This is a genomic window from Mycobacterium sp. BMJ-28, from assembly GCF_054404835.1.
Genome location: NZ_CM136783.1, coordinates 4,034,383 through 4,058,368 on the forward strand (window position 1 = coordinate 4,034,383; position 23,986 = coordinate 4,058,368).

23 protein-coding genes are annotated in these 23,986 nt (G+C 68.8%); 4 read left to right on the forward strand and 19 right to left on the reverse strand.

The genetic code is table 11. From position 1 onward, the window contains the following. Positions 1–5: 5 nt before the first annotated feature. From ACXPWS_RS20040 to mqo, 3 genes are read right to left on the reverse strand one after another with little or no spacing between them, the layout of a single operon-like run. Positions 6–1,862: a magnesium chelatase subunit D family protein gene (locus ACXPWS_RS20040; protein ID WP_458708331.1), complete on the reverse strand. Its 1,857-nt coding sequence runs from the start codon at positions 1,860–1,862 to the stop codon at positions 6–8. Continuing rightward, a complete protein-coding gene (locus tag ACXPWS_RS20045) occupies positions 1,859–2,326 on the reverse strand; it encodes a GNAT family N-acetyltransferase (protein WP_458708332.1) in 468 nt (155 codons plus the stop codon). Before ACXPWS_RS20045 ends, ACXPWS_RS20040 begins: the two co-directional genes overlap by 4 nt. Positions 2,327–2,339: 13 nt before the next feature. Then, positions 2,340–3,779 carry a malate dehydrogenase (quinone) gene (gene mqo / locus ACXPWS_RS20050; RefSeq protein WP_458713616.1) on the reverse strand — a complete coding sequence of 480 codons (1,440 nt, stop codon included), beginning with the start codon at positions 3,777–3,779 and terminating at the stop codon, positions 2,340–2,342. A 193-nt stretch (positions 3,780–3,972) separates the two neighbouring features. Here mqo and ACXPWS_RS20055 point away from each other — a divergent pair, with 193 nt between their 5' ends. Beyond that, positions 3,973–4,989 (forward strand): alpha/beta hydrolase, encoded by a 1,017-nt coding sequence (locus ACXPWS_RS20055; RefSeq protein WP_458708333.1) that lies wholly within the window; start codon positions 3,973–3,975, stop codon positions 4,987–4,989. A gap of 11 nt (positions 4,990–5,000) precedes the next feature. Then, a complete protein-coding gene (gene mtr, locus ACXPWS_RS20060) occupies positions 5,001–6,392 on the forward strand; it encodes a mycothione reductase (protein WP_458708334.1) in 1,392 nt (463 codons plus the stop codon). 1 nt (position 6,393) lies between these two features. Here mtr and ACXPWS_RS20065 read toward each other — a convergent pair whose 3' ends face one another. From ACXPWS_RS20065 to ACXPWS_RS20100, 8 genes are read right to left on the reverse strand one after another with little or no spacing between them, the layout of a single operon-like run. Then, a complete protein-coding gene (locus ACXPWS_RS20065) occupies positions 6,394–6,990 on the reverse strand; it encodes a TetR/AcrR family transcriptional regulator (protein ID WP_458708335.1) in 597 nt (198 codons plus the stop codon). A 35-nt stretch (positions 6,991–7,025) separates the two neighbouring features. Beyond that, a complete protein-coding gene (gene nicT, locus ACXPWS_RS20070) occupies positions 7,026–8,093 on the reverse strand; it encodes a Nickel transporter NicT (RefSeq protein ID WP_458708336.1) in 1,068 nt (355 codons plus the stop codon). A gap of 48 nt (positions 8,094–8,141) precedes the next feature. Continuing rightward, positions 8,142–8,432: an ArsR/SmtB family transcription factor gene (locus ACXPWS_RS20075; protein ID WP_458708337.1), complete on the reverse strand. Its 291-nt coding sequence runs from the start codon at positions 8,430–8,432 to the stop codon at positions 8,142–8,144. A 24-nt stretch (positions 8,433–8,456) separates the two neighbouring features. Beyond that, the gene (locus tag ACXPWS_RS20080; RefSeq protein WP_458708338.1) at positions 8,457–9,212 is read right to left on the reverse strand and encodes a FadR/GntR family transcriptional regulator; all 756 of its coding nucleotides are present in this window, start codon (positions 9,210–9,212) and stop codon (positions 8,457–8,459) included. Positions 9,213–9,223: 11 nt separating this feature from the next. Then, complete coding sequence (locus ACXPWS_RS20085) at positions 9,224–9,997, reverse strand: 3-oxoacyl-ACP reductase (RefSeq protein WP_458708339.1); 774 nt, start codon at positions 9,995–9,997, stop codon at positions 9,224–9,226. Next, complete coding sequence (locus ACXPWS_RS20090; protein WP_458708340.1) at positions 9,998–11,362, reverse strand: aldehyde dehydrogenase family protein; 1,365 nt, start codon at positions 11,360–11,362, stop codon at positions 9,998–10,000. Next, positions 11,359–12,099, reverse strand: a complete 741-nt coding sequence (locus ACXPWS_RS20095) for a gamma-glutamyl-gamma-aminobutyrate hydrolase family protein (RefSeq protein WP_458708341.1) — start codon at positions 12,097–12,099, stop codon at positions 11,359–11,361. Before ACXPWS_RS20095 ends, ACXPWS_RS20090 begins: the two co-directional genes overlap by 4 nt. Continuing rightward, complete coding sequence (locus ACXPWS_RS20100) at positions 12,086–13,435, reverse strand: glutamine synthetase family protein (RefSeq protein WP_458708342.1); 1,350 nt, start codon at positions 13,433–13,435, stop codon at positions 12,086–12,088. The genes ACXPWS_RS20095 and ACXPWS_RS20100 overlap by 14 nt, the downstream gene beginning before the upstream one ends. A gap of 179 nt (positions 13,436–13,614) precedes the next feature. Here ACXPWS_RS20100 and ACXPWS_RS20105 point away from each other — a divergent pair, with 179 nt between their 5' ends. Next, a complete protein-coding gene (locus ACXPWS_RS20105) occupies positions 13,615–15,189 on the forward strand; it encodes an amino acid permease (RefSeq protein ID WP_458708343.1) in 1,575 nt (524 codons plus the stop codon). A gap of 28 nt (positions 15,190–15,217) precedes the next feature. Here the strand turns inward: ACXPWS_RS20105 and ACXPWS_RS20110 are convergent, their stop codons facing one another. The 4 genes from ACXPWS_RS20110 to map form a co-directional block, all read right to left on the reverse strand. After that, the gene (locus ACXPWS_RS20110; RefSeq protein WP_458708344.1) at positions 15,218–15,781 is read right to left on the reverse strand and encodes an alpha/beta fold hydrolase; all 564 of its coding nucleotides are present in this window, start codon (positions 15,779–15,781) and stop codon (positions 15,218–15,220) included. 63 nt (positions 15,782–15,844) lie between these two features. Beyond that, positions 15,845–16,501: a hypothetical protein gene (locus ACXPWS_RS20115; RefSeq protein ID WP_458708345.1), complete on the reverse strand. Its 657-nt coding sequence runs from the start codon at positions 16,499–16,501 to the stop codon at positions 15,845–15,847. A gap of 69 nt (positions 16,502–16,570) precedes the next feature. Next, positions 16,571–18,004 (reverse strand): cobyric acid synthase, encoded by a 1,434-nt coding sequence (locus tag ACXPWS_RS20120; protein WP_458713617.1) that lies wholly within the window; start codon positions 18,002–18,004, stop codon positions 16,571–16,573. 53 nt (positions 18,005–18,057) lie between these two features. Then, positions 18,058–18,915 (reverse strand): type I methionyl aminopeptidase, encoded by an 858-nt coding sequence (map, locus tag ACXPWS_RS20125; protein WP_458708346.1) that lies wholly within the window; start codon positions 18,913–18,915, stop codon positions 18,058–18,060. An 86-nt stretch (positions 18,916–19,001) separates the two neighbouring features. On the opposite strand from map, the gene ACXPWS_RS20130 reads away from it, so the two are divergent. Continuing rightward, a complete protein-coding gene (locus ACXPWS_RS20130; protein WP_458708347.1) occupies positions 19,002–19,379 on the forward strand; it encodes a PaaI family thioesterase in 378 nt (125 codons plus the stop codon). Here the strand turns inward: ACXPWS_RS20130 and ACXPWS_RS20135 are convergent. From ACXPWS_RS20135 to ispG, 4 genes are all read right to left on the reverse strand, one after another. After that, entirely contained in the window at positions 19,351–19,962 is a 612-nt protein-coding gene (locus tag ACXPWS_RS20135) for a DUF1707 SHOCT-like domain-containing protein (RefSeq protein ID WP_458708348.1), read from the reverse strand. The two genes, ACXPWS_RS20130 and ACXPWS_RS20135, sit on opposite strands and share 29 nt — an antisense overlap. Before the next feature lie 35 nt (positions 19,963–19,997). After that, complete coding sequence (locus ACXPWS_RS20140; protein WP_458708349.1) at positions 19,998–21,815, reverse strand: penicillin-binding transpeptidase domain-containing protein; 1,818 nt, start codon at positions 21,813–21,815, stop codon at positions 19,998–20,000. A gap of 82 nt (positions 21,816–21,897) precedes the next feature. Further along, a complete protein-coding gene (locus ACXPWS_RS20145) occupies positions 21,898–22,752 on the reverse strand; it encodes a GNAT family N-acetyltransferase (protein ID WP_458708350.1) in 855 nt (284 codons plus the stop codon). 73 nt (positions 22,753–22,825) lie between these two features. Then, positions 22,826–23,983 (reverse strand): flavodoxin-dependent (E)-4-hydroxy-3-methylbut-2-enyl-diphosphate synthase, encoded by a 1,158-nt coding sequence (gene ispG, locus ACXPWS_RS20150; RefSeq protein ID WP_458708351.1) that lies wholly within the window; start codon positions 23,981–23,983, stop codon positions 22,826–22,828. Positions 23,984–23,986 lie beyond the last annotated feature (3 nt).

Consider the following 23,986-nt stretch of genomic DNA (forward strand, 5'->3'; position numbering starts at 1 on the left):
GTCCTTTACGCCGCCGATTTGACCAGTGAGGTCAACTCACCGGCCTGCAACTGGCTCAGGCGTACCGCGGGCGCTCCCAGTTGGTCGGCCAGCGTGGCCGCCAGCCCCAGCCGTACATAGGAGGTCTCGCAATCCACCACGACGGCGGCGGCGCCTTCGGCCACCAGCAGCCGGGCCGCGATCGCGGTGCGGCCCAGCGGGTCGGCGCCGCCGGTGGCGCGCCCGTCGGTGAGCACCACCAGCAGCGGGCGCCGGCCGCGGTCCCGGGCCTTCTCCCGCAACACCACATCGCGCGCGGCCAGCAGGCCCTGCGCCAGCGGCGTCTTCCCGCCGGTGTCGAAGCGGGCCAGGCGGCGCCCGGCGATGTACACCGACGAGGTCGGGGGCAGCAGCAGCTCGGCCCGGTCCTGCCGGAAGGTGATCACCGCCACCTTGTCCCGGCGCTGATAGGCATCGCGCAGCAGGGACAGGGTGGCCCCGCTGACCGCGGACATCCGGTCCCGCGCGGCCATGGACCCGGAGGCGTCGACGACGAAGATCACCAAGTTCGCCTCCCGACCTTCGCGCACCGCCCGCCGGACGTCGTCGGGACCGATCCGCGGCGGCCCTGGCCGGCGCTGGTTACCCACCGCGGCCAGCACCGAGGCGAAGACGTGCACGCCGTGTCCCTCGCCGGCGACATCGGTGGCGGCCACGGTGCTGCCCGAACGGTTGCGAGCGCGCGACCGTCGACCCGGTGCGCCTTCGCCGACGCCGGGGACTACCAGCGCCCGGGTGCGGAAGGTGGCTGCCGGCGGAGCGCTCGGCCGGGTGCCACCGGATCCGGAGTTCTGTTGCGGCGTGGACCCTTCCGGGCCATCCGAGGAGTCGCCACGTTGCCCACCCGGCGGGTCGGGGTCGGGGTCCGGCTCGGGTTCGGGCTCGTTCTCCGACTCCCCCGCCGCGGCCATGGCCTCGTCGAGACGGTCCTGATCCAGCCCGGGATCGTCGAACGGATCGCGGCGGCGGCGATGCGGCAGCGCCAGTTCGGCGGCGATCCGGATGTCCTGTTCTTCCACGGTCGTGCTGCCCCGCCATGCCGCGTGCGCCACCGCCGTGCGGGCCAGCACCAGATCGGCCCGCATCCCGTCCACGTCGAAAGCCGCGCAGAGCGTGGCGATCCGCCGTAATTCGTTGTCCGGCAACTCCACTTCGGCCAGTGCGACGCGGGCCGCGGCGATCCGGTGGGCCAGTTCGGCGTCCGCGCCGGCGTAGCGGCCGGCGAACCCGGCCGGGTCGGCCTCGTAGGCGAGTCGCTGGCGGATCACCTGCACCCGGACGTCCACATCGCGCGAGGCGGCCACATCGACGGTCAGCCCGAATCGGTCCAGCAGCTGCGGGCGCAGCTCACCTTCTTCCGGATTCATGGTGCCCACCAAGACGAATCGCGCGTCATGGCTGTGCGAGATGCCGTCGCGTTCGATGTGCACCCGGCCCATCGCGGCGGCGTCCAGCAATACGTCGACCAGATGGTCGTGCAGCAGATTGACCTCGTCGACGTAGAGCACGCCGCCGTGGGCGCGGGCCAGCAGGCCCGGCTGGAAGGCCTGCTCACCGTCGCGCAGCACGCGCTGCAGATCCAGCGATCCGACCACCCGGTCCTCGGTGGCCCCGATCGGCAACTCGACCAGCTGGGCCGCGTCGTCGACCTGGGCCAGCACCGTGGCCAGTGCGCGCACCGCGGTCGATTTCGCGGTGCCCTTCTCGCCCCGGATCAGCACCCCGCCGATGTCCGGGCGCACCGCGCACAGGATCAGTGCCAGGCGCAGCCGGTCATGGCCGACCAGCGCACTGAACGGATAGTTCGCCGTGCTCGTCGTCACTGCTGTCCCGCTCCCGATCCCGGTCTGATCATCGGCACGTGCGGAATGCCGTCTTCGAGGAATTCGTCACCGTCGCGGACGAATCCGTGCGCGCCGTACATGTCCTGCAGATAGGTCTGGGCATCGATGCGGCACGGATGGTCGCCGACCTCCGCGAGCGCGGCCTGCAGCAGCCGGGCGGTGTGTCCGTTACCGCGCGCGGCGCGTTTGGTGCAGACCCGGCCGATCCGGAACACCTTCTCGCCGGCGGGGTGCTCCTCCATCAACCGCAACGTCGAGATGACTTGTCCGTCATTGCTTTCCAGCCAGAAGTGCCGCGTCTCGGCCAGCAGGTCGCGGCCGTCGAGCTCCGGGTAAGGACAGGCCTGCTCCACGACGAACACCTCGACCCGCAGTTTGAGCAGCTCGTAGAGGGTCGCGGCGTCGAGATCCTGCGCCCAGCTCCGGCGCGATACGACCGTCACCGGCGGGCCGCCGTCACACTGATGCGGGCGTGTCGAGTTGGAGCACCTTGGTGCCGTGGTCCCATACCTCGCGGAACAGGCCGGGCTCGCCGGACAACTTGGTACCCAACGACGGCACCATCTCCTTGAGCTTGGGCAACCACGACTGGTACCGGTCGGCGAAGCAGCGCTCCATCACGTCGAACATGGCCGGCACCGCCGTCGACGCACCCGGGGAGGCGCCGAGCAGACCAGCGATGGAGCCGTCGGCCGCCGAGAGCACCGTGGTGCCGAACTCCAGCACGCCGCCGGCACCCTTGCGCCGGATCACCTGCACGCGCTGGCCGGCGATATCGAGTTCCCAGTCGGAATCGCGTGCGCTGGGCGCGAATTCGCGCAGCGTCTCGACCCGGTCGGCCTCGCTCAGCAGAAGCTGCCCGATCAGATAGTTCAGCAGGCTCATCTCGGTGAGCCCGACACCCAGCATCGAGGCCAGATTGTTCGGCTTGACCGACAGCGGCAGGTCGGTGAACTTGCCCTGCTTGAGGAATTTCGGCGTCCAGCCGGCGAACGGGCCGAACAGCAACCACGATTTGCCGTTGATGACGCGGGTGTCCAAGTGCGGCACCGACATCGGTGGCGCACCCAGCGGGGGCTGGCCGTACACCTTGGCCTGGTGCCCGGCGGTCAGCTCCGGATTGTTGGTACGCAGGAACGCGCCACCGACCGGGAATCCGCCGAATCCCTTGGCCTCCGGGATGCCGGCCTTCTGCAGCAGCGGCAGCGCGCCGCCGCCCGCACCGACGAAGACGAACTTGGCGTTGGTCTTGTACTTCGCCCCGGTGCGCCGGTTGACGTAGCTGACGGTCCAGGTGCCGTCGGATTCCTTGCGCAGGTTGCGCACCTCGTGGCCGAACAGGGTGTCCATCCCGTGCGCGGCGCCGTACCCGATGAGCTGACGCGACAGCGAGCCGAAGTCCACGTCGGTGCCCGACTGTGTCCAGTTCAGCGCGACCGGTTCGGAGAAGTCGCGCTTGGCCGCCATCAGCGGCAGCCGGCGGGCGAACTCGTCGGCGTCATCGATGAACTCCATCGACGCGAACAGCGGGTTGCCGACCAGCGCTTGGTGGCGGGCCTTGAGGTAGCCGATGTGCTGGGCACCGTGCACGAAGCTGACGTGCGGGATCGGGTTGAGGAAGTTGCGGACGTCGGGCAGCACGCCGTTCTCGACCGCATACGCCCAGAACTGGCGGGACACCTGGAACTGCTCGTTGACGGTGACGGCCTTGGCGATGTCGATGGTGCCGTCGGAGTTCTGCGGGGTGTAGTTCAGCTCGCACAGCGCCGAGTGGCCGGTGCCGGCGTTGTTCCACGGATCGCTGCTCTCGGCGGCCGCACCGTCGAGGCGTTCGATCAGCGTGATCGACCAGTCCGGCTCGACCAGTCGCAGCAGCGCGCCGAGGGTGGCGCTCATGATTCCGGCGCCGACGAGCACGACGTCGGTCTTGGCTACCTTGGGGTCAGACACCGTTGGCTGGTCCTTCGTATCGCACGGCCCGCCGCAGGTGGTACGCGACGGTTCTTCTGTTACTCAGGTTATCGCGACGGGTTCGCCGGGTGACGCCCCGTGCCGGTGCTTTCCGTCACCACGCAGCTAGAGTCGAGCCGTGACGGCATCGCAGGGCCATTCGCAGCCGCAATGGGAGCCCGACGTCCTGCCCGGTTACCGGCAGCTGGTCCTCCCGCTGGGCACCGACCCGGACGGCGAAGGCGACCTGTTCGCCACCCTGGTGCACCGCGAGCGGGACAGCGCGCGCTCGCGTGCGGTGCTGGTGGTACACGGGTTCACCGACTATTTCTTCCACACCGAACTGGCCGACCGTTTCGCCGCCCGCGGATTCCCGGTCTTCGCCCTGGACCTGCCCAAATGTGGGCGGTCCCGGCGCGACGGGCAGACCCCGCATTTCACCACCGACCTGGCCCGCTACGACGCCGCACTGCAGGCCGCCCTGGACCACATCGATGCGGCCGAGGTGCTGGTCTACGGGCACTCGGCCGGCGGACTCGTCGTCACCCTGTGGCTGGACCGGTTACGCCGGCGCGGCGCCCTGGGACGGATCAGGGGCCTGGTGCTCAACAGCCCGTGGTTCGATCTGCACGGGCCTGCCATCCTGCGGGCCGCGCCGACCTCCGCCGCGCTGATCGCGCTGGCCCGGTTACGCAGGATGCAGGTGATCCGCAGGCCGACGACCTCCGGTGGCTACGGCACCACCCTGCACCGCGACTACGCCGGCGAGTTCGACTACGACCTGGAGTGGAAACCGCTGGGCGGGTTCCCGGTGACGTTCGGCTGGATCAACGCGATCCGCCGCGCCCAGGCCCGGTTGCACCGCGGCCTGGATGTCGGGGTGCCTGCGCTGATCCTGCGGTCGGGACACAGCGTGCCCGAGTCCGCGGATCCCGATGCGATCCAGCGCGGTGACGCCGTGCTCGACGTCAGCCAGATCGCGCGCTGGGCCGGCTGCGTCGGCAACCGCACCACGATCGTGCCCATCACCGACGCCAAGCATGATGTGTTCCTGTCGCTGGCCGGACCGCGCGCGGCCGCCTACGGTGAACTCGACGCCTGGCTGGACTGGTACCTCAACAGCGAACCTCATTCATTCACAACACAATCGGGATAGGGCGCAAACGCGTGCAGCATTACGATCTGACGATCATCGGTACCGGCTCGGGCAACAGCATCCCCGACACCGGCGTCGATGCCCGCTACGGCGACATGCGCATCGCCCTCTGCGAGCAGGGCACCTTCGGCGGGACATGCCTGAACGTGGGCTGCATCCCGACCAAGATGTTCGTCTACGCCGCCGAGGTCGCCCACACCATCCGCGAGGCGGCACGGCTGGGCATCGATGCCCACATCGACGGGGTGCGTTGGTCCGACATCGTGGACCGGGTGTTCGCCGAGCGGATCGACAAGATCGCGGCCGGCGGTGAGGCGTACAAGCGCGGCCTGCCCAATATCGACGTCTACGGCAGCCACACCAGATTCACCGGGGTGCGGGACGGCCGGTACCTGCTGCGCACCGAGGACGGCGACGAGTTCAGTTCCGACCGGGTGGTGATCGCCGCCGGATCGCGCGCCTCGGTGCCCCCGGCCATCCACGACTGCGGTGTCGCGTACCACACCAGCGACACCATCATGCGGATCGCCGAACTGCCCGAGCATCTGGTGATCGTGGGCGGCGGTTTCGTGGCGGCCGAGTTCGCCCATGTGTTCTCAGCGCTCGGTGTGCGGGTGACCGTCGTGGTGCGCGGCGCCGGTCTGCTCACCCACTGCGATGAGACGATCTGCCACCGGTTCACCGATCTGGGTACGGCGCGGTGGGACCTGCGCACGCACGTCAACGTCACCGGGTCGCGGACCGAGGCCGGCCGCACGGTGCTCGAGCTCGACGACGGGTCCGAGATCGACACCGATGTACTGCTGGTGGCCACCGGCCGGGTGCCCAACGGCGACCTGTTGGACGCCGAGAAGGCCGGCGTCACCGTCGAGGACGGCCGCGTCGTCGTCGACGAGTACCAGCGCACCACGGCGCGCAACGTCTTCGCGCTCGGGGACGTGTCCTCGGACTATCAGCTCAAGCACGTGGCCAACCACGAGATGCGGGTGGTGCGACACAATCTGCTGCTCGACTGGGACGACACCGCTGCCATGGTGGCCAGCGATCACCGCTTCGTGCCCTCGGCGGTGTTCACCGACCCGCAGGTGGCGATGGTCGGGCTGACCGAGGCGCAGGCCCGCGAGGCGGGCCACGACATCGTGGTCAAGGTGCAGAACTACGGCGACACCGCGTACGGCTGGGCTATGGAGGACACCACCGGCATCGCGAAGGTGATCGCCGAACGCGGCACCGGCCGGATCCTGGGTGCGCACATCCTGGGCTATCAGGCGTCGTCGATCATCCAGCCGCTGATCCAGGCGATGAGTTTCGGCCAGCCCGCCAAAGCGGTTGCCACCCAGCAGTATTGGATACATCCGGCGCTGCCGGAGGTCATCGAGAACGCCCTGTTGGGCCTGCTGTAGATCAGGGTCGCAGCCGGGGCGCCAGCAGCCGCTCGATCTCGCTGCGCGCCGCCGCCAAGTCCACCTCGGCGTCCAGGAGGGACTGCAGCGCCACGCCGCGCAGCATGGCGACGATGAGGGTGGCCAGACTGCCCGGCTCGGTCACCGCGGCCGCGCGCAGTCGCGCTTCGATACCGTCGCGGAATTCGCGGTCCACGGCGCGCATCGCGGGCCGGAACTCGTCGGACTGGTTGGTGGCAGCCTGGGCCCACAACGCCAGGCGGGCACGGTTGATCGGGCGCATATCGGCCACCACGTCGAGGAAGTACCCGATGAAACCGCGCAGTTCGGCGACGGGGTCGCCGGACTGGTGCTGGGCGCGCAGGGCCGCCCGGAACTGGCGGCCCACCTCGTCGACGACGCGTTCCATCAACGCGCTCTTGGAGCCGAAATGGTGGGTGGCCAGGCCGCGGCTGTAGCCGGCGCGCTCCCCCACCAAGGCCAGCGTCACCCGCGCCGGACCGATCTCGGCGACCAGTTCGGCAGCGGCGGTGATCAGCCTGCGTTCGGCCTCGCCGCGGCGCTCCTCCTGGGTGCGGCGGGCCGGCGATTCGGTCATGGACACCCCTCGGCATTTACTTGTCGAACAACAAGTTATACTGCCGGGGCCTCCCAGCGCTCCTCGATCCGGCCGAACCGCCAGACACCCAACGCGATGACCCAGGTCAGCACGAACATGCCGGCGATCGCGAACCCGACGAATTCCAGATCGGCCGAACCGATCATGGTCAACGGCCCGGAGGTGATGCCGAGCCGGTCCACCAGCAGGCCCGCCAGCACGATCACCCCGATGACCAGTGCCACCAGCACCGACAGCACCGTGACGGTCAGGTTGTAGTACACCTTGCGGATCGGTTTGAGGAACGCCCAGCCATAGGCGCGGGCCATGAAGATGCCGTCCAGACTGTCGAACAAGCTCATCCCCGCGGCGAACAGCACCGGCAGCACCAGCACGGCGTACCAGGGCAGGGTGAACGCCGCCGTTCCGGCCGCCAGCACCAGCAGCGCCACCTGGGTGGCGGTGTCGAACCCCAGACCCATCAGGAAGCCCACCGGGTACAGGTGCCACGGCTTGTCGACCCGGTGCATCACCCGGCTCACCAGGCGTGCCAGCACACCGCGGTTGTGCAGTTGGCGCTCGAGTTCGCGCTCGTCGAATTCGCCTGTGCGCATGGCCCGGAACACCTTCGCGATGCCCACCGCGGCGAACAGGTTGGTCAGCCCGATCAGGATGAGGAACGTTCCGGCGACCACCGACCCGATCAGGCCGAGGGTCTGCAGCATCGGTGAGCCGTCGTCGGTGACCGGGCCTGCGACGGCCCGCACCCCGAGCGCGAGCAGCAGGGCCAGGCCGAACACCACGCTGGAATGCCCGAGCGAGAACCAGAATCCCGCCGACAGCGACCGGGTGCCCTCGCCCACCAGTTTGCGGGTGGTGTTGTCGACGACGGCGATGTGGTCGGCATCGAACGCGTGCCGGGCGCCGAGCAGGTACGCCGTGACCCCAAGGCCCACCCCGAACACACCCGCCGAGCCGAGCGTCATGTGCTGTGGAACGACACCGAAAATCAGTACGCCCCAACCGAAAACATGCAACGCAAGTACGACACCGCCGATGGCTGCGACGGAGATCCAGTCGGCGCGCTCGAATCGCGATGGCATCACCGCAGCGTATGCGGCGGGCCGACATCTGTCCATATGAACAGATGATCAGCCGTGCCTGGCGCCGATCCAGTGCAGCAGGTCGTGCACGACATCGTCGTCGAGCCGGTAGGCCGCCAGCCGGCCGACCCGGGTGCTGGACACCCAACCCTGATCACGCAGCACGCGAAGCGCTTGGGACACCGCATTTTCCGACCGTCCCAGCGTGGCCGCGAGATCACCGACGCAGATGCCCGGCGCCCGGTGCAGGGACAGCAGGATCTCCAGCCGGTGCGGATCGGACAGCAGATCGAACCGGCGCGCCCAGGTGGCGACATCGGGATCCGCAGGTTCGGTCATCCCGCCGATCGTAGCGACCGGCCGTCAGTCCAGGAAGCCGTGCAGAAGGGCGGCCGACCCGGCGACGTGCGCCGCCATCGCCGCCGCGGCGCCCTCGGCGTCCCCCGCCAGGATCGCCATCACGATGGCCTCGTGCTGCTCGTCGGAGTGCGAGATGTTGCGTGACAGCAGCGGGATCTGATCCAGCAGGGCGTTGATCCGCATCCGGTTCTGCGCCACCAGCGGCACCAGCGACGGCGATCCGGCCGCTTCGGCGATGGCCAGGTGCAGCCGGGAGTCCAACCGCCGGTAGTCGTCGGGGTCCGCCCCACGCACGTCGTTGCACCGGGACCACAGTCCTTCCCGTTCGGTTGCGGTCAGCGTGCGCCCGGCCGCCATCCGGGCGGCGCCGACCTCCAGGATCTCCCGCAGCCGCACCGCGTCGTCGATTTCGGCGCGGGTGATTCCCGGTCCGTCGGCGCCGGTCGGCAACGCCGGCATCTCGGTGGCCAGGAAGGTGCCGCCGTAGCGGCCCCGCTTGGACACCAGATAGCCGGCATCGGCCAGAGATTTGATGGCCTCGCGCACGGTGTCACGGCTGACCCCGAGCCGGGTGGCCAGTTCCCGTTCCGGCGGCAGCGACTCGCCCGGCTCCAGCACACCCAACCGAATGGTCTCCAGCAGCCGGCCGACGGTGTCCTCGAAGGCATTGCCGAGCCGGATCGGGCGCAGCAGTGCCGCACTGGCATTCGGCGGATCCGGCGCGGTGCGCACGCGAGGGGCGATCGGGGGCTCGGACATCGTGGTCGAACCTACAGCGGGGTGACGTAGTGGCCGCTGATGCCACCGTCGACCAGGAACGTCGAACCGGTGATGAACGACGCGTCGTCGCTGGCCAGGAAAGCGACCGCGGCGGCCAGTTCCTCGGGTTCGGCGAACCGGCCGACCGGCACGTGCACCAGCCGGCGCGCGGCACGCTCGGGATCCTTGGCGAACAGTTCCTGCAGCAACGGGGTGTTCACCGGCCCGGGGCACAGCGCATTGACCCGGATGCCCTGGCGGGCGAACTGCACACCGAGCTCGCGCGACATCGCCAGCACCCCGCCCTTGGACGCCGTGTAGGAGATCTGCGAGGTGGCCGAACCCATCACCGCGACGAACGATGCCGTGTTGATGATGGAACCCTTCTGCGCCGGGACCATGTGCCGCAGCGCGGCCCGGCAGCACAGGTACACGCTCTTGAGGTTGATGTCCTGCACCCGCTGCCAGGCCGGGAGTTCGGTGTTCTCGATCAGGTCGTCCTCGGGGGGACTGATCCCGGCGTTGTTGAAGGCGATGTCGACGCCGCCGTGCACCTGGAAAGCGGTGTCGAACAAGTGATCCACCGCGTCCTCATCCGAGACGTCGACCTGCACGAAGCTGACGTTCAGCTCGTCGGCGACGGCCTGGCCGGTCACCGGGTCGACGTCACCGATCACCACGACCGCGCCCTCGGCCTGCATTCGCCTGGCCGTTGCCAGCCCGATGCCGCTGGCACCGCCGGTGATCACGGCGACCTTGTCCTTCAGTCGCTGGGTCAGGTCCATCTAGATTTCTCCAATCGCAATAAAGACGTTCTTGGTCTCGGTGAAGGACAACGGTGCGTCGGGGCCGAGTTCCCGGCCGAGGCCGGATTGTTTGAACCCGCCGAACGGTGTGCTGTAGCGCACCGACGAGTGCGAGTTGACGCTCAGGTTGCCCGCTTCGACCGCACGCGACACCCGCAGCGCCCGCGACACGTTATCTGTCCAGATCGACCCGGACAGCCCGTAGGCGGTGGCGTTGGCCAGTGCGACGGCGTCGGCCTCGTCCTCGAACGGCAGCACCGTCACCACCGGCCCGAAGATCTCCTCGGTGACGGTCCGGTCGGTGCGTCCCGGCGTCAGCACCGTGGGCGCGAACCAGTATCCGGGTCCCGCCGGCGCCGACCCGCGGAAGGCCACCGGCGCGTCGTGCGGGACGTATGCCGACACCGACTCCCAGTGCGCCTTGGACACCAGCGGGCCCATCTCGGTGTCGCGCGCGGTCGGGTCGCCGACCACCACACCCTTGACCGCGGGTTCGAACAGTTCCATGAACCGGTCGTATACGTTGCGCTGCACCAGGATCCGGCTGCGGGCGCAGCAGTCCTGCCCGGCGTTGTCGAAGACACCGTAGGGCGCGGTGGCGGCGGCGCGTTCCAGATCGCAGTCGTCGAAGACGATGTTGGCACTCTTGCCGCCCAGTTCCAGGGTGACGCGTTTGACCTGCGCGGCCGCGCCCGCCATCACCTGAGTGCCGACCCGGGTGGACCCGGTGAACACCACCTTGCGCACATCGGGGTGGGTGACGAAGCGCTGCCCCACCACCGGCCCGGCTCCCGGCAGCACCTGGAACAGGTCGGGGTCCAGGCCGGCCTCGACGGCCAGTCGGCCCAACCGGATGGAGGTGAGCGGCGTCCACTCGGCAGGTTTGAGCAGCACCGCGTTGCCCGCGGCCAGCGCCGGGGCGAACCCCCACGCCGCGATGGTCATCGGGAAGTTCCACGGGGTGATGACGCCGACCACGCCCAGCGGCTCGTGGAAGGTGACGTCGAGTCCGCCGGCGACCGGGATCTGCTTGCCGGACAGCCGTTCCGGGCTGGCCGAGTAGTAGGTCAGCACGTCGCGCACGTGCCCGGCCTCCCATTCGGCCTGGCCGATCGGGTGCCCCGAGTTGGCCACCTCGAGCGCGGCGAGTTCGTCGGTATGCGCGTCCACCGCCGCGGCGAAGGCGCGCAGTCCGGCGGCCCGTTCGGCGGGCGCCAGCCGGGCCCAGCGGCGCTGGGCGGCGACCGCCCGCGCCACCGCGTCGTCGACCGCGGCCTCGTCGAACAACTCGACCGAGCGCAGCAGTTCCTCCGTCGCCGGATTGATCACCGCCGAAGTGCTCACGACACCCTCTCCGTCGCATAGCTGGCGGCGGCCTGCACCAGGCCCGCGAACAGTCGCAGATCGTCCAGGCGTTCCTCGGGATGCCACTGCACCGCCAGCACGAACTGATCACCGGGCAACTCGACACCCTCGATCACTCCGTCGGCGGTGTCCTGGGCGCTGATGACCAACCCGTCACCGAGCCGGTCGATGGCCTGGTGGTGGTAGCACTGCGCATCCGAGGACTCCCCGACCAGCCCGGCCAGCCGGGTGCCCGGCACGGTGTGCACGCTGGAGGTGGAGAACACCGCGTTGCCCTGCTGGTGCCTGGTGTGGCCCAGCACATCGGGCAGGTGCTGGTGCAGGGTGCCGCCCAGGGCCACGTTGAGCACCTGGGCACCCCGGCAGATGCCGAGCACCGGGATCCCGCGCCGCAGCGCCACCTCCAGCAGCGCGAACTCCCATTCGTCACGGGGATCGGCCGGCTCGTCGGTGTTCGGATGCCGCTGCTGGCCATAGCTTTCCGGGTTGACGTCACGGCCACCGGTGATCACCAGCCCGTCGATGCCGTCGAGCACCCGCTCGGCGACCGCCGTGGCGGCGGGCTGCGGCGGCAACAGGACCGCCGTGCCACCGGCCCGGTTGACGCCGTGCAGATAGATGGCGGGCAGGAAGCTGGCCTGCACATCCCACACCCCGGTCTGCGCCTGCTGCAGATACGTGGTGAGCCCGATGACCGGGGCCTCAGAGCCGCTCAAAGCCACGCCTCCTCTCCCAATCCGTGACGGCCCCGTTGAAGGCCGCCAATTCGACACGTGCGTTGTTGAGGTAGTGGTCGACGACGTCCTCGCCGAATGCCGACCGGGCCACCGCGGAGCCCGCGAACAGGTCGGCCGCCTCGGCCAGCGTGGTCGGCAGGCGTTGCGCCCCACCGCTGTAGGCATTACCGGTGCACGCGTCGCCGAGTTGCAGGCCCTGCTCGATGCCGTGCAGGCCGCCGGCGATCAGTGCGGCGACGGCCAGATACTGGTTCACATCGCCACCGGGTGCGCGGCATTCCACCCGCATCCCGTGCCCGTGCCCGACCACCCGCAGCGCGCAGGTGCGGTTGTCCATCCCCCACGCGACTGCGGTGGGCGCGAAGCTGCCATCTGCGAAACGCTTGTAGGAGTTGATATTCGGCGCATAGAACAATGCGAGTTCGCGCAGCGTGGCCAACTGGCCGGCCACGAAACTGCGGAACATGGCGGACATGCCGAGCGGTTCGCCCGCATCGGCGAACACCGCCGCACCGTCGGTACCGCGCAGTGAGATGTGGATATGGCAGCTGTTGCCTTCGCGCTCATCGTATTTCGCCATGAAGGTCAGCGACTTGCCGTGCTGGTCGGCGATCTCCTTGGCACCGTTCTTGTAGATGGTGTGGTTGTCGCAGGTGACCAGCGCGTCGGCGTAGCGGAACGCGATCTCCTGCTGCCCGAGGTTGCACTCGCCCTTCACGCCTTCGCAGTACATCCCCGCACCGTCCATCCCGCGCCGGATGTCGCGCAGCAGCGGCTCCATCCGGGTCGAGGCCAGCATTGCGTAGTCGACGTTGTAGTCGGTGGCCGGTGTCAGCCCGCGGTAGTCGGCGGCCCACGCGGCCCGATAACTGTCGTCGAACACCATGAATTCCAGTTCGGTGCCGACGAAGGCGGCCAGGCCCCGGTCGGCGAGCCGGTCGAGCTGCTTGCGCAGGATGCTGCGTGGGGCCTGGACAACGGGACGACCGTCGGTCCAAGACAGGTCGGCGATCACCAGCGCGGTGCCGGGCAGCCAGGGCAGCAGCCGCAGGGTGCTGAAATCTGCGGTCATCACCATGTCGCCGTAACCGGTTTCCCAGCTGGACACGGTGTAACCGTCGACGGTGTTCATGTCGACGTCGACGGCCAGCAGGTAGTTGCAGCATTCGGCGCCATGCGCGGCGACCTCCTCGACGAACAGCCGGGCCGACACCCGTTTACCGGTGAGCCTGCCCTGCATGTCGGTGAACGCCACGATGACGGTGTCGATCTCGCCGTCTGCCACCAGCCGCTCCAGCTCGAACTGCGTCAGCATGCGAGATCCTCTCTACGCCGAGAAGTCAACCATTACCGCCGGGTGATCACCGTAGGTGCGTTGTCATCGACGGTCATTCACCTACACATTTACACATCCGTCATCCCAAAGGTAGGACAGCAGACCAATAGCGGCCTATTCTGCCCCTAGATCCGGGGGCCGCCGAGAAGGAGAAGACCGTGCCAGAAGGCCACGAACTGCTCGATGACGACGAACGGCATCTCGCCAGTCTCGGGTACACCCAGGAGCTGCACCGGTCCTGGTCGGGGTTCTCCAACTTCGCCATCTCGTTCTCGATCATCTCCATCCTGGCCGGCTGTTTCACCTCGTTCGGCCTCGGCTGGAACAACGGCGGCCCGGCCGCCATCGCGTGGGGCTGGCCGATCATCTCGGTGTTCATCCTGATGATCGGGCTGTGCATGTCCGAACTGGTGTCGGCCTATCCGACCTCCGGCGGGATCTATTGGTGGGCAGCCAAACTGGGCGGCCCCAAGGCCGGCTATTACACCGGCTGGCTCAATCTGGTCGGCCTGATCGCCATCCTGGCCTCGGTGGCCTACGGCAGTGCCACCTTCCTGGATCTCACATTGAGCACCTTCAGCCAGACCTGGGCCGACGGTTACAGCCTGACCAGGGTGTTCGTCATGTTCCTGGTGATCCTGGTGATCGTCGCGACGATCAACATCTTCTCGTCGCACCTGCTGGCCGTCATCAACAACATCTCGGTGTGGTGGCACGTGATCGGCGCGGCGGCGGTGATCGCCATCCTGTGGCTCATCCCCGAACAGCACGCCAGCTTCTCCACGGTGTTCGCCACCACGGTCAACAACACCGGCTTCTTCGGTGGGTCCACCTCGGGATTGGCGTTCCTGTTCTTCGTGCTGCCGATGTCGGCGATCTTGACCCAGTACACCATCACCGGTTACGACGCGTCGGCCCACTTGTCCGAGGAGACCAAGAGCGCGGCCGACGGTGCGGCCAAAGGCATTTGGCGCTCGATCTTCTACTCCGCGATCGGCGGCTGGGTGCTGCTGTTGACCTTCCTGTTCGCCGTGCAGGACGTCGACGGGGTGACCGCGGGCGGCGGCGCGGTGGCCACCATCTTCACCCAGGCGATGGACGCCAAGTGGGTCGGCATCGTGCTGCTGATCTCCACGGCGGGCCAATTGTTCTGCACCACCGCCTGCCAGACCAGCGCCTCACGGATGTTGTTCGCGTTCAGCCGGGACCGCGCCGTTCCCGGTCATCAACTGTGGTCCAAGGTCAACGCCAAGCGGGTGCCTGCCAACGCGGTGATGGTGACCGCCGGCATCGCCGCGATCCTCACCCTGCCCGCGCTGGTCAAGGTGGATATCAACGGCGCACCGGTACCGGTCGCATTCTTCGCCGTGGTGTCGATCGGCGTGGTCGGGCTGTACCTGTGCTTCGCCGTGCCGATCTACTACCGCTGGAAGGCCGGCGACGACTTCCCGCTGGGCAAGTGGAACCTGCGCGGGCACCACAAATGGATGGCACCGCTGGCCCTGGCCGAGATCGTCATCACGTCGATCATCGCGATGTTCCCCACCTCGGTCGGTGGTGCGCCATGGGATGCCGGCTTCGAGTGGAAGTTCGTCAACTACACCCCGATCCTGGTCGGCGCCGTGCTGGTGCTGCTCTACATCTACTGGCATGCATCGGTGAAGCACTGGTTCACCGGCCCGGTGAAGCAGGTGGATGCCAGCGGGGACACGCTGGTCACCGACGACGCGTAGCGGACGTCGGAGCGGTGACGACGGTGACTCACCAGGTGCTGGTCCGCAGCACGATTTCGGCCGCGACCTGGGCGGTGGACTCCCCCGCGGCGCGCCGGCTGAGCAGCTCCACCAGCCGGTACTCGCCGTAGACGTACCGCTGGCTGGCCTGTCCGACCGCCCGCGCGGCGGCGTTGCTCACCAGCATCGTGGTGTTCATCTCCACCGGCGGACAGCGCTCGTCGCGGACCACCCCGGCGTGGTCGGCCACCCGGGGATGCCCGCGGTCGATCACCACCAGCCCGATGAACCGGTCCAGCCGGGTGGCCGCCAGTTCCCACGCCAATTCGCCGCCGAGGCGGTCGCCCACCAGCAGTCCCCACCGGACGCCGAGGGCATCGAGCACCCCGACCACCCCGTTCGCCGTCAGCCGTGGGTCGGGGTAGATCACGATGGTCCGCAGTGAGGCGGTGTGCAACCGCTGGCACACGGCGTCGTAGGCGCGCGCGCCTGGTTGGGCGGCGCCGAGCAGCACCACCACCCCGCCCTTGTCCGGACCCGCCACTTCGACGGCGACGGGCACCCCGTCGACGGTCACCATGGTCGAAGACATTGCGTCACGCTAGGACATGAACCGATTCGGCGGTGCCGTTTTGGCCGGTCTGTAACCGGGCCGTCAGCCTTCGCCGATGCGGTTCGCTTGTTTGCCGACGACCTCCAGAAAGGTCTTGGGCAGGGTGGCTTTCGCCGTCACGGCCGGGTCCGGCGTGGGGAAGGCCACGGCGAAAACCGCCGTGGGGCCGAGGTTTTCGAACGAGAAGTAGACACTGCTGCGCTCCGCGCCGAGCTGCATGGTCTGCTCGTAGACCAGCGCCGCGGGGCGGTCGGTGCGCAGCCCGGTGGTGGTGATCGGGATACCGGGCGACGCCCGGTCGAAGAATGTCTGGTAGCGCGCACAGCGCTGCGCGGTTGCCGCGATCGCGTCCAGATCCAGTTGCCAGCTCAGCACCGTGACGACCATTCTGGCCCCGTCGTAGGTCACCGCGTACTTGGCGGCGCTGCCGGGCCCGCGCTCGGCCGACGCGGCGATCACCCGGGTGAACCCGTCGCTGCAGCCCTCGGGAGTGGACAGCATCGCCGGCGGTCCACCGGCGCCATCGGGGTCGCCGGCCTGTTCGACCAGGCGGTCGTACAGCACGCCGGCCGGGAAGTCCGCGGCGGTCAGCACCACCTTCTCCAGCCGGGCTCCGGGCCAGGCCGGTGTTCCCCCGACCACGTGCGCGCAGCCGGCCAGCGTCACCGCCGTCGCCGCAAGCACCAGCCGCGCGATCATCGGCTCAGGCTACCGACGGCTCGTCCCGGTGACGACCCGGTGCCGGGACCAGCCGAACTGGGCGGGCGGTCAGCCGGTGATCGCCGTGGCGATGACGGCCCGCGCCGGGGGCCCGTCCAGCAGTGCGAACACCGCATCGAGGTCGACGTGCGCGGCGAGGGCGTCGGCCATCAGGTCCAGTTGCCGGTCGCGGCGACCACGTACGTCGGTGTCGCCGGCGACCACGAACCCGGTGCGGCCCGCCGCGGCGGCGGCCTCGGTCAGCCAGCCACGGCGCACGTCATCGTTGTCCAGCAGCCCGTGCCAATGTGTGCCGAACACCGCGCCGCTGCGGATCCCCACCCCCAACCAGTCCTGCGCCCCGGACCGGCGCACCTGGCCATGGTGGATCTCATATCCGTGCAGCGGGGACTCCCAGTGCCGCAACGTCTTCGCCGGCGCGAAGACGATGTCGGCGTCCAACAGGCCGAGGCCGTCCACCGCACCGGCGTGCGACTCCACGTCGTCCTCGATCCGGCGGCACAACATCTGGAAACCCCCGCACACCCCGAGCACCGGGCGTCCCGCCGCGGCGTGCGTCGCCACTGCCGCGGCCAGCCCGCGTTCGCGCAACCAACCCAGGTCCGACACCGTGGCCTTGCTGCCGGGTAGCACCACCACGTCGGCGTCGGCGATGTCGGCGGGGTCGGCGACCCAGCGCACCAGCACCCCGGGTTCGCAGGCCAGCGCCTCCACATCGGTGGAATTGGAAATCCGCGGCAGCCGGACCACCGCCACGCGCAACCAGTCCGACCCGCGTGGCGCGGCCGGTTCGCCCAGCGTGCTGCCGGCGGTCACGGACAGCGAATCCTCGGTGTCCAACCACAGCGAGTCGAGGTGCGGGACCACTCCGAAAGTGGGCCGCCCGCTGAGCGTCTGCAGCTGATCCAGCCCGGGCGCCAGCAGCGCGGGGTCGCCGCGGAACTTGTTGACCAGGAAGCCGCTGATGAGTTTCTGGTCTTCGGGCTCCAGCACCGCGACCGTGCCGAACAAATGGGCCAGCAGACCGCCGCGGTCGATATCGCCGACCAGCAGCACGGCCAGGCCGGCGGCGCGCGCGAGGCCCATGTTGGCCAGATCGCTGGCGCGCAGGTTGATCTCGGCGGGTGAGCCCGCGCCCTCGCAGATCACTGCATCGAATTCGCTTCGCAACGAGGCCAATTCGCCGGCCACCACCCCGGCCAGCTCGGTGCGCCGGGTGAAGTAGTCCCCGGCCGCCATGGTGCCCGCGACCTGTCCTCGCACCACCAGTTGTGAGGTGCGGTCGCTGCCCGGTTTGAGCAGGATCGGGTTGAACCGGATGCTGGGCGCCAGGCCCGCGGCGGCCGCCTGCATGGCCTGGGCGCGGCCGATCTCACCGCCTTCGACGGTGACGGCGGAGTTGTTGCTCATGTTCTGCGCCTTGAACGGTGCGACGCGTGTTCCGTTGCGGGCCAACAACCGGCACAGTCCGGCGACGACCATGGACTTGCCGGCATCCGAGGTGGTGCCTGCCACCAGCAGGGCGCCGCCGGCGCTCACACCAGGGTCAGGATGTCGGCGCCGTCGGCGGTGACCACCAGGGTGTGCTCGAACTGTGCGGTCCACTTGCGATCGCTGGTGGCCACCGTCCAGCCGTCGTCCCAGATCTCGTAGTCCAGTGAGCCCAGGTTGATCATCGGTTCGATGGTGAAGGTCATCCCCGGCTCCAGTACCGTCTCCACGGCCGGTTGATCGTAATGCAGCACCACCAGGCCGTTGTGGAACGTGGTGCCGATTCCGTGGCCGGTGAAATCGCGAACGACGTTGTAGCCGAACCGGTTTGCATAAGCCTCGATGACCCGGCCCACCACCGAGAGCTGCCGGCCTGGTTTGACCGCCTTGATGGCCCGCATGGTCGCCTCGTGGGTGCGCTCCACCAGTAGGCGGTGCTCATCGGACACGTCGCCGGCCAGGAAGGTGGCATTGGTGTCGCCGTGCACACCGTCGATATAGGCGGTCACGTCGATGTTGACGATGTCGCCGTCCTCGATCACCGTCGAGTCCGGGATACCGTGGCAGATCACCTCGTTCAAGGAGGTGCAGCACGACTTCGGGAAGCCCTTGTAACCCAGGGTGGACGGATAGGCGCCGTGGTCGAGCATGTACTCATGGGCCACCCGGTCCAGGTGATCGGTGGTGACGCCGGGGGCCACCGCCTTGCCCGCCTCGGCCAGCGCGCCGGCCGCGATGCGTCCGGCCACCCGCATTTTCTCGATCACCTCTGGGGTCTGCACCCATGGTTCGTGGCCCTCGACCACGGTCGGCCGCCACGCGTACTCCGGGCGTGGGATGGATTTCGGCACGGGCAGGGTCGGGGACAGCTCACCGGGCTGCAGGGCGGAGCGGACAGACATCCGTTCAGCCTAATCGCCGGGCCACTGGTCCGCTGCAGCACCGGGTACACGTCTTTCACCAGCGGTAATGGTGTTACCGTACGGCGATGAGCGAAGAGCATCTGCTGAACCGGCTCGACTACCGCGAGGTCGAGGCGACCGCCGATCGGTTGGTCCTGGAGATGACCAATCGTCCCGATCTGGCGAACGTGCGCGGTGCGCTGCAGGGCGGCCTGGTCGCCACCCTGATCGACATCGCCGCCGGGATGCTCGCCGGTCGGCATACCGGCGTGGGCCACGACGTCACGACCGCCGACCTGAACATCCACTTCCTGGCGCCGGTGATGGGCACGGCCCGCGCCGAGGCGACCATCGTGCGGGCCGGCCGGCGGTTGATCGTCACCGCGGTCGACGTGATCGACGTCGACAGGGACCGGCTGGCCGCCCGGGCCACGCTTACTTTCGCGGTCCTCGAACCCCGTTGACCTGACGCAGCCGGGGCGGTACCCAGGACCGCCGGGGCCCCCGGATGTCCACCGACCCGCAGACCACTTTCCCGGTCAGGATGATGTGCGGGGTGCCTTCTGCGGGCGCATCGCGGCGATGGTCGTTGGCGCTGCCCACCACCACCTCGACATCGTCGATGGACGCGCTGGCGCCCCCGGGCAGCCGGATGTCCAGCCCGCCGAACTTGAGATCGAGCTCCACCACGATGATCGGGCCGGCGAAGCGCGCCTGGGTCAGGTCGAGGTCCACCGAACCCACGCGGCGGTGCAGGGCCAGCCGGGTGGGCACCACCCACTCCCCCTGGCGTTTCAGCGAACCCATCACCCCGCGCAGTTCCACCCGGTCGGCCGCCGAGGTGACGATGGCGCCCGGCCCGGGCAAATCGCCCACCAGCGCGTCGAGATCGGTGTACAGCCGGGCACGGGACACCAGGGCCGAGCGTTCCTCGAACTCGCCGATGTCGATCAGCCCGAGGGCCACCGCATTGTGCAGCCGCCGCAGCGTGCCGTTGCGGTCGGCGTCGGAGACGCGCAGCGCCGCGTGATCGTCGATGCCTGTCATGGTTACCTGTCAGGCTACCCAGCTCAAGCCAGAGCTCAAGCCAGGTAGTCCGGCGGCAGGCCGTTGAGCATGTCCCGGCACATCCGGACCGCGTACTCCGAGCTGCCGCCGCCGACGATCAGCGCCGCGAACGCCAGGTCACCGCGGTAACCGGCGAACCAGGCGTGCGATCCGCCGTTGAACTCGGCCTCGCCGGTCTTCCCGCGGACATCACCGAGCCCGTTGAGTTCCTTGGCGGTGCCGTTGGTCACCACCAGCCGCATCATCGGCCGTACCGCATCCAGCATCTTGGGTGAGATCTGCGGCGCGGGACCGCTGATCTGCGTCTGGCGTCCCAGAATCAGTTGTGGCACAGGTGTTTTCCCGGCCGCGACGGTGGCCGCCACCAGCGCCATCCCGAACGGGCTGGCGAGCACCTTGCCCTGACCGAAACCGTCCTCGGTCCGCTCGGCCAGGTCCACCGTCGGGGGCACCGACCCGGTGACCGTCGGGATCCCGTCCACCACGAAATCCGAACCGAGACCGTACTGGGCGGCGGCCTGGGTCAGGCCGCGCGGCGGCATGGTGCTGGCCAGTTCGGCGAAGGTGGTGTTGCAGGAGTTGGCGAAGGCCCGCGACATCGGCACGGTGCCCAGATCGAAGGCGTTGTAGTTGGTGACGGTGCGATGCCCGATGTCCAGGGTGCCGGGGCAGCCGAGCAGCGTGTTCGGGGTCGCCATGTCGCGTTCGATCGCCGCGCCCGCGGTGACGATCTTGAACGTCGATCCCGGCGGGTACAGACCCATGGTGGCGGTCGGCCCGTCGGCGTCGGCGGCGGGATTCTGCGCCACCGCGAGGATCTCGCCCGTCGAGGGTTTGATCGCCACGATCATCGCCTTCTTGCCGACCATGTTCACCGCGTCCTGTGCCGAGTTCTGCACCGCGCGGTCCAGGCTGATCGTCACCGAGGGCGCCGGATTTCCGGGGACCTCGTTGAGGACGTCGAGATCCACCCCGTTCTGGTTAACGGTGACCACCCGCCAGCCGGCCTGGCCCACCAGGTCGGCGGCCACCGCCTTTTTCACTTCCGAGACGATGGCCGGGGCGAACCGCGGGTCGGTCGGCATCATCTCGGGCTGTGGGGTGATCACCACGCCCGGGCGCTTGCCGATCGCGGCCGACACCCGGTCGTTGTCGTCCTTGCGCAGCGTGATGAGGTCCATCGGCTTGGTCGCCGAGCTCGCCTCTTCGGCCAAGCGCTGCGGGTCCAGGGTGTTGTCGAACGGCCGCAGCGCGTCCACCACCGCGCGGGCGGTCGGCATCAGATCGGCGCCGGCCACCCTGGCGTCGAGCGTGTAGTGGTACAGATACCCCGGGATCAGCACGTCGGAGCCACCGCGTTCGTTGACCGAGGCCCGTCGCGGCGGATCGGCGCGCAGCGCCAGGGTCTGGTTCTCCCCCAGCTGCGGATGCAGACCGGTGGCGCTCCAACGCACCTGCCAGCGCCCTTCCTCGCGGATCATGTTGAGTTCGCCGTCGTAGGTCCACACCCGATCCTTGGGCAGGTGCCAGCTGTACCGGTATTTGATGGTGCCGGTGTCCTCGGCGTACTTGGAGCCCAGAATCTGGGTGTCCAGCCTGCTGGCCTGCAGGCCCGACCACGCCTCGTTGAGCGCGGCCTGCGCCTGGGCCGGATGATCGGCCAAATCGGCTGCCGCCGTGGTATTTCCGGCGGCAAGCGCGGCGAAGAACGACTCGGCGGTCGGCTCCGGGCCGTTCGGCTTGGGTGTGCACGCGCTCAGCATGGCGGCGGTCGCGACGACGGCCATGACGGCAGCACCGACCCGCGAGACTGATGAGGAAATTGTTGCCATTGAGGCAAATGTTAAAAGTATGGCGACCGTCGTGGGTGGAGGCGCACCGTGACCCGGCCGTGATACTGCGAGATCGGGGCGTTCAGTCCAGCAGCACGGTGGCGAACGTGCCCACTTGGGTGAAGCCGATCTTGGCGTAGGCGCCGCGGGCGACATGGTTGTAACCGTTGACATAGAGGCTGGCGGTCCGCCCGCCGCGCAGCACGGCCTCGGCCAGCGTCGCGGTGCCCGCCGCGCCGAGGCCGCGGCCGCGGAAGTCCGGATGCACCCAGACACCCTGGATCTGGCCCACTGTCGGGGACTGCGAACCGACCTCGGCCTTGAAGACCACCTGGCCGTCCTCGAACCGCGCCCAGGCCCGGCCCGCGGCGATCAAGCCGGCCACCCGGCGCCGGTAACCGCGCCCGCCGTCGCCCATCCGCGGGTCGATTCCGACCTCGCCGATGAACATCTCGATGGCGGCCACCAGGTAGGCGTCCAGTTCCTCCATCCGCACCGGGCGCACCGCGGGGTCGAGGGCACACAGCGGCGCAGACGACAGCGCCATCAGCGGTTGTTCGTCGCGCACATCGCGCGCCGCGCCCCAGCCCGCCTCCAGCCGCCGCCACAACGGCAGCACCAGTTCGGACCGGCCGACCAGCGAGGAACATCGGCGCGGCGCACTGAGCGCCTTATCGGCGAACGCGGCCAGATCGTCGGGCCCGCCACGCAGCGGTATCAGATTGGCCCCTGCGTAACAGAGTGATTCGCTGGCCTGGCGCCGCGTCCACAACTCCCCGCCGATGGCGCTGGGGTCGATACCGTAGTCGAGCACCCGGCACGCCACCATGCAGGAACCGACCGGGTCCTCGTCGAGGACCTCGCGCACCTGGCCGAGGTCGCGCACCACCGAGACACGGCGTTCATCGGTGAGGCGGTACAGCGGCGGAGCCGACATAGAGATTCTTTCTGGACGAACCCGAACCGAGCGGCGAACCTGACCGGGGTGACCCCGCTCACAGCGCCAGACTTCAGCTTACGGTCACGACGGGCGAACCGCTGGCACTTGCGTCCGGGGTCAACTCGGCCGCTATGCGCATGGCCTCCTCGATGAGCGTTTCCACGATCTGCGCCTCCGGCACGGTCTTGACCACTTCACCCTTGACGAAGATCTGGCCCTTACCGTTTCCGGAGGCGACGCCAAGGTCGGCCTCGCGGGCTTCGCCGGGGCCGTTCACCACGCAACCCATCACGGCGACCCGCAACGGCACGTCGAGCCCCTCGAGGCCGGCGGAAACCTCGTTGGCGAGGGTGTAGACGTCGACCTGGGCGCGCCCGCAGGACGGGCAGGACACGATTTCCAGTCCGCGTGGGCGCAGGTTGAGCGACTCCAGGATCTGGGTGCCCACCTTGACCTCTTCGACCGGCGGGGCCGACAGCGACACCCGGATGGTGTCGCCGATGCCGCGCGAGAGCAGCGCGCCGAACGCGACGGCGGACTTGATGGTGCCCTGGAAGGCCGGCCCGGCCTCGGTGACGCCGAGGTGCAGCGGATAGTCGCACTGGGCGGCCAGTTGTTCGTAGGCCTCGACCATGATCACCGGGTCGTTGTGCTTGACGCTGATCTTGATATCGCCGAAACCGTGCTCCTCGAACAACGAGGCCTCCCACAGCGCCGACTCCACCAGCGCCTCCGGCGTGGCCTTGCCGTACTTCTCCATCATCCGTTTGTCCAGCGAGCCGGCGTTCACCCCGATCCGGATCGGGATGTGTGCGGCGGCGGCCGCCTTCGCGACCTCCTTGACGCGGCCGTCGAACTCTTTGATGTTGCCGGGATTCACCCGCACCGCCGCACAGCCGGCGTCGATCGCCGCGAAGATGTACTTGGGCTGGAAGTGGATATCGGCGATGACGGGGATGTTCGCCTTCTTCGCGATCACCGAAAGCGCGTCGGCGTCCTCCTGGCGCGGGCACGCCACCCGGACGATGTCACAGCCCGACGCGGTCAGCTCGGCGATCTGCTGCAGCGTGGCGTTCACATCGTGGGTTTTGGTGGTGCACATCGACTGCACCGCGATGGGGTACTCGCTGCCCACTCCGACGTCGCGCACCATGAGCTGACGCGTCTTGCGGCGCGGCGCCAGGGTCGGCGGCGGCGGGGCTGGGATACCCAGGCCGATGGAAGTCACGAT

What these genes read in the sequence shown, in the direction of transcription:
- ACXPWS_RS20145 (WP_458708350.1), bottom strand. Translation starts at nt 22,752, where the DNA reads ATGTCGGCTCCGCCGCTGTACCGCCTCACCGATGAACGCCGTGTCTCG.
- ACXPWS_RS20135 (WP_458708348.1), bottom strand. Translation starts at nt 19,962, where the DNA reads ATGACAGGCATCGACGATCACGCGGCGCTGCGCGTCTCCGACGCCGAC.
- ACXPWS_RS20075 (WP_458708337.1), bottom strand. Translation starts at nt 8,432, where the DNA reads ATGACCGAACCTGCGGATCCCGATGTCGCCACCTGGGCGCGCCGGTTC.
- ACXPWS_RS20085 (WP_458708339.1), bottom strand. Translation starts at nt 9,997, where the DNA reads ATGGACCTGACCCAGCGACTGAAGGACAAGGTCGCCGTGATCACCGGC.
- ACXPWS_RS20110 (WP_458708344.1), bottom strand. Translation starts at nt 15,781, where the DNA reads ATGTCTTCGACCATGGTGACCGTCGACGGGGTGCCCGTCGCCGTCGAA.
- ACXPWS_RS20065 (WP_458708335.1), bottom strand. Translation starts at nt 6,990, where the DNA reads ATGACCGAATCGCCGGCCCGCCGCACCCAGGAGGAGCGCCGCGGCGAG.
- ACXPWS_RS20115 (WP_458708345.1), bottom strand. Translation starts at nt 16,501, where the DNA reads ATGATCGCGCGGCTGGTGCTTGCGGCGACGGCGGTGACGCTGGCCGGC.
- ACXPWS_RS20140 (WP_458708349.1), bottom strand. Translation starts at nt 21,815, where the DNA reads ATGGCAACAATTTCCTCATCAGTCTCGCGGGTCGGTGCTGCCGTCATG.
- ACXPWS_RS20130 (WP_458708347.1), top strand. Translation starts at nt 19,002, where the DNA reads ATGAGCGAAGAGCATCTGCTGAACCGGCTCGACTACCGCGAGGTCGAG.
- ACXPWS_RS20080 (WP_458708338.1), bottom strand. Translation starts at nt 9,212, where the DNA reads ATGTCCGAGCCCCCGATCGCCCCTCGCGTGCGCACCGCGCCGGATCCG.
- nicT (WP_458708336.1), bottom strand. Translation starts at nt 8,093, where the DNA reads ATGCCATCGCGATTCGAGCGCGCCGACTGGATCTCCGTCGCAGCCATC.
- map (WP_458708346.1), bottom strand. Translation starts at nt 18,915, where the DNA reads ATGTCTGTCCGCTCCGCCCTGCAGCCCGGTGAGCTGTCCCCGACCCTG.
- mqo (WP_458713616.1), bottom strand. Translation starts at nt 3,779, where the DNA reads ATGAGCGCCACCCTCGGCGCGCTGCTGCGACTGGTCGAGCCGGACTGG.
- ACXPWS_RS20100 (WP_458708342.1), bottom strand. Translation starts at nt 13,435, where the DNA reads ATGCTGACGCAGTTCGAGCTGGAGCGGCTGGTGGCAGACGGCGAGATC.
- ACXPWS_RS20120 (WP_458713617.1), bottom strand. Translation starts at nt 18,004, where the DNA reads ATGGTCGTCGCCGGACTGTGCCGGTTGTTGGCCCGCAACGGAACACGC.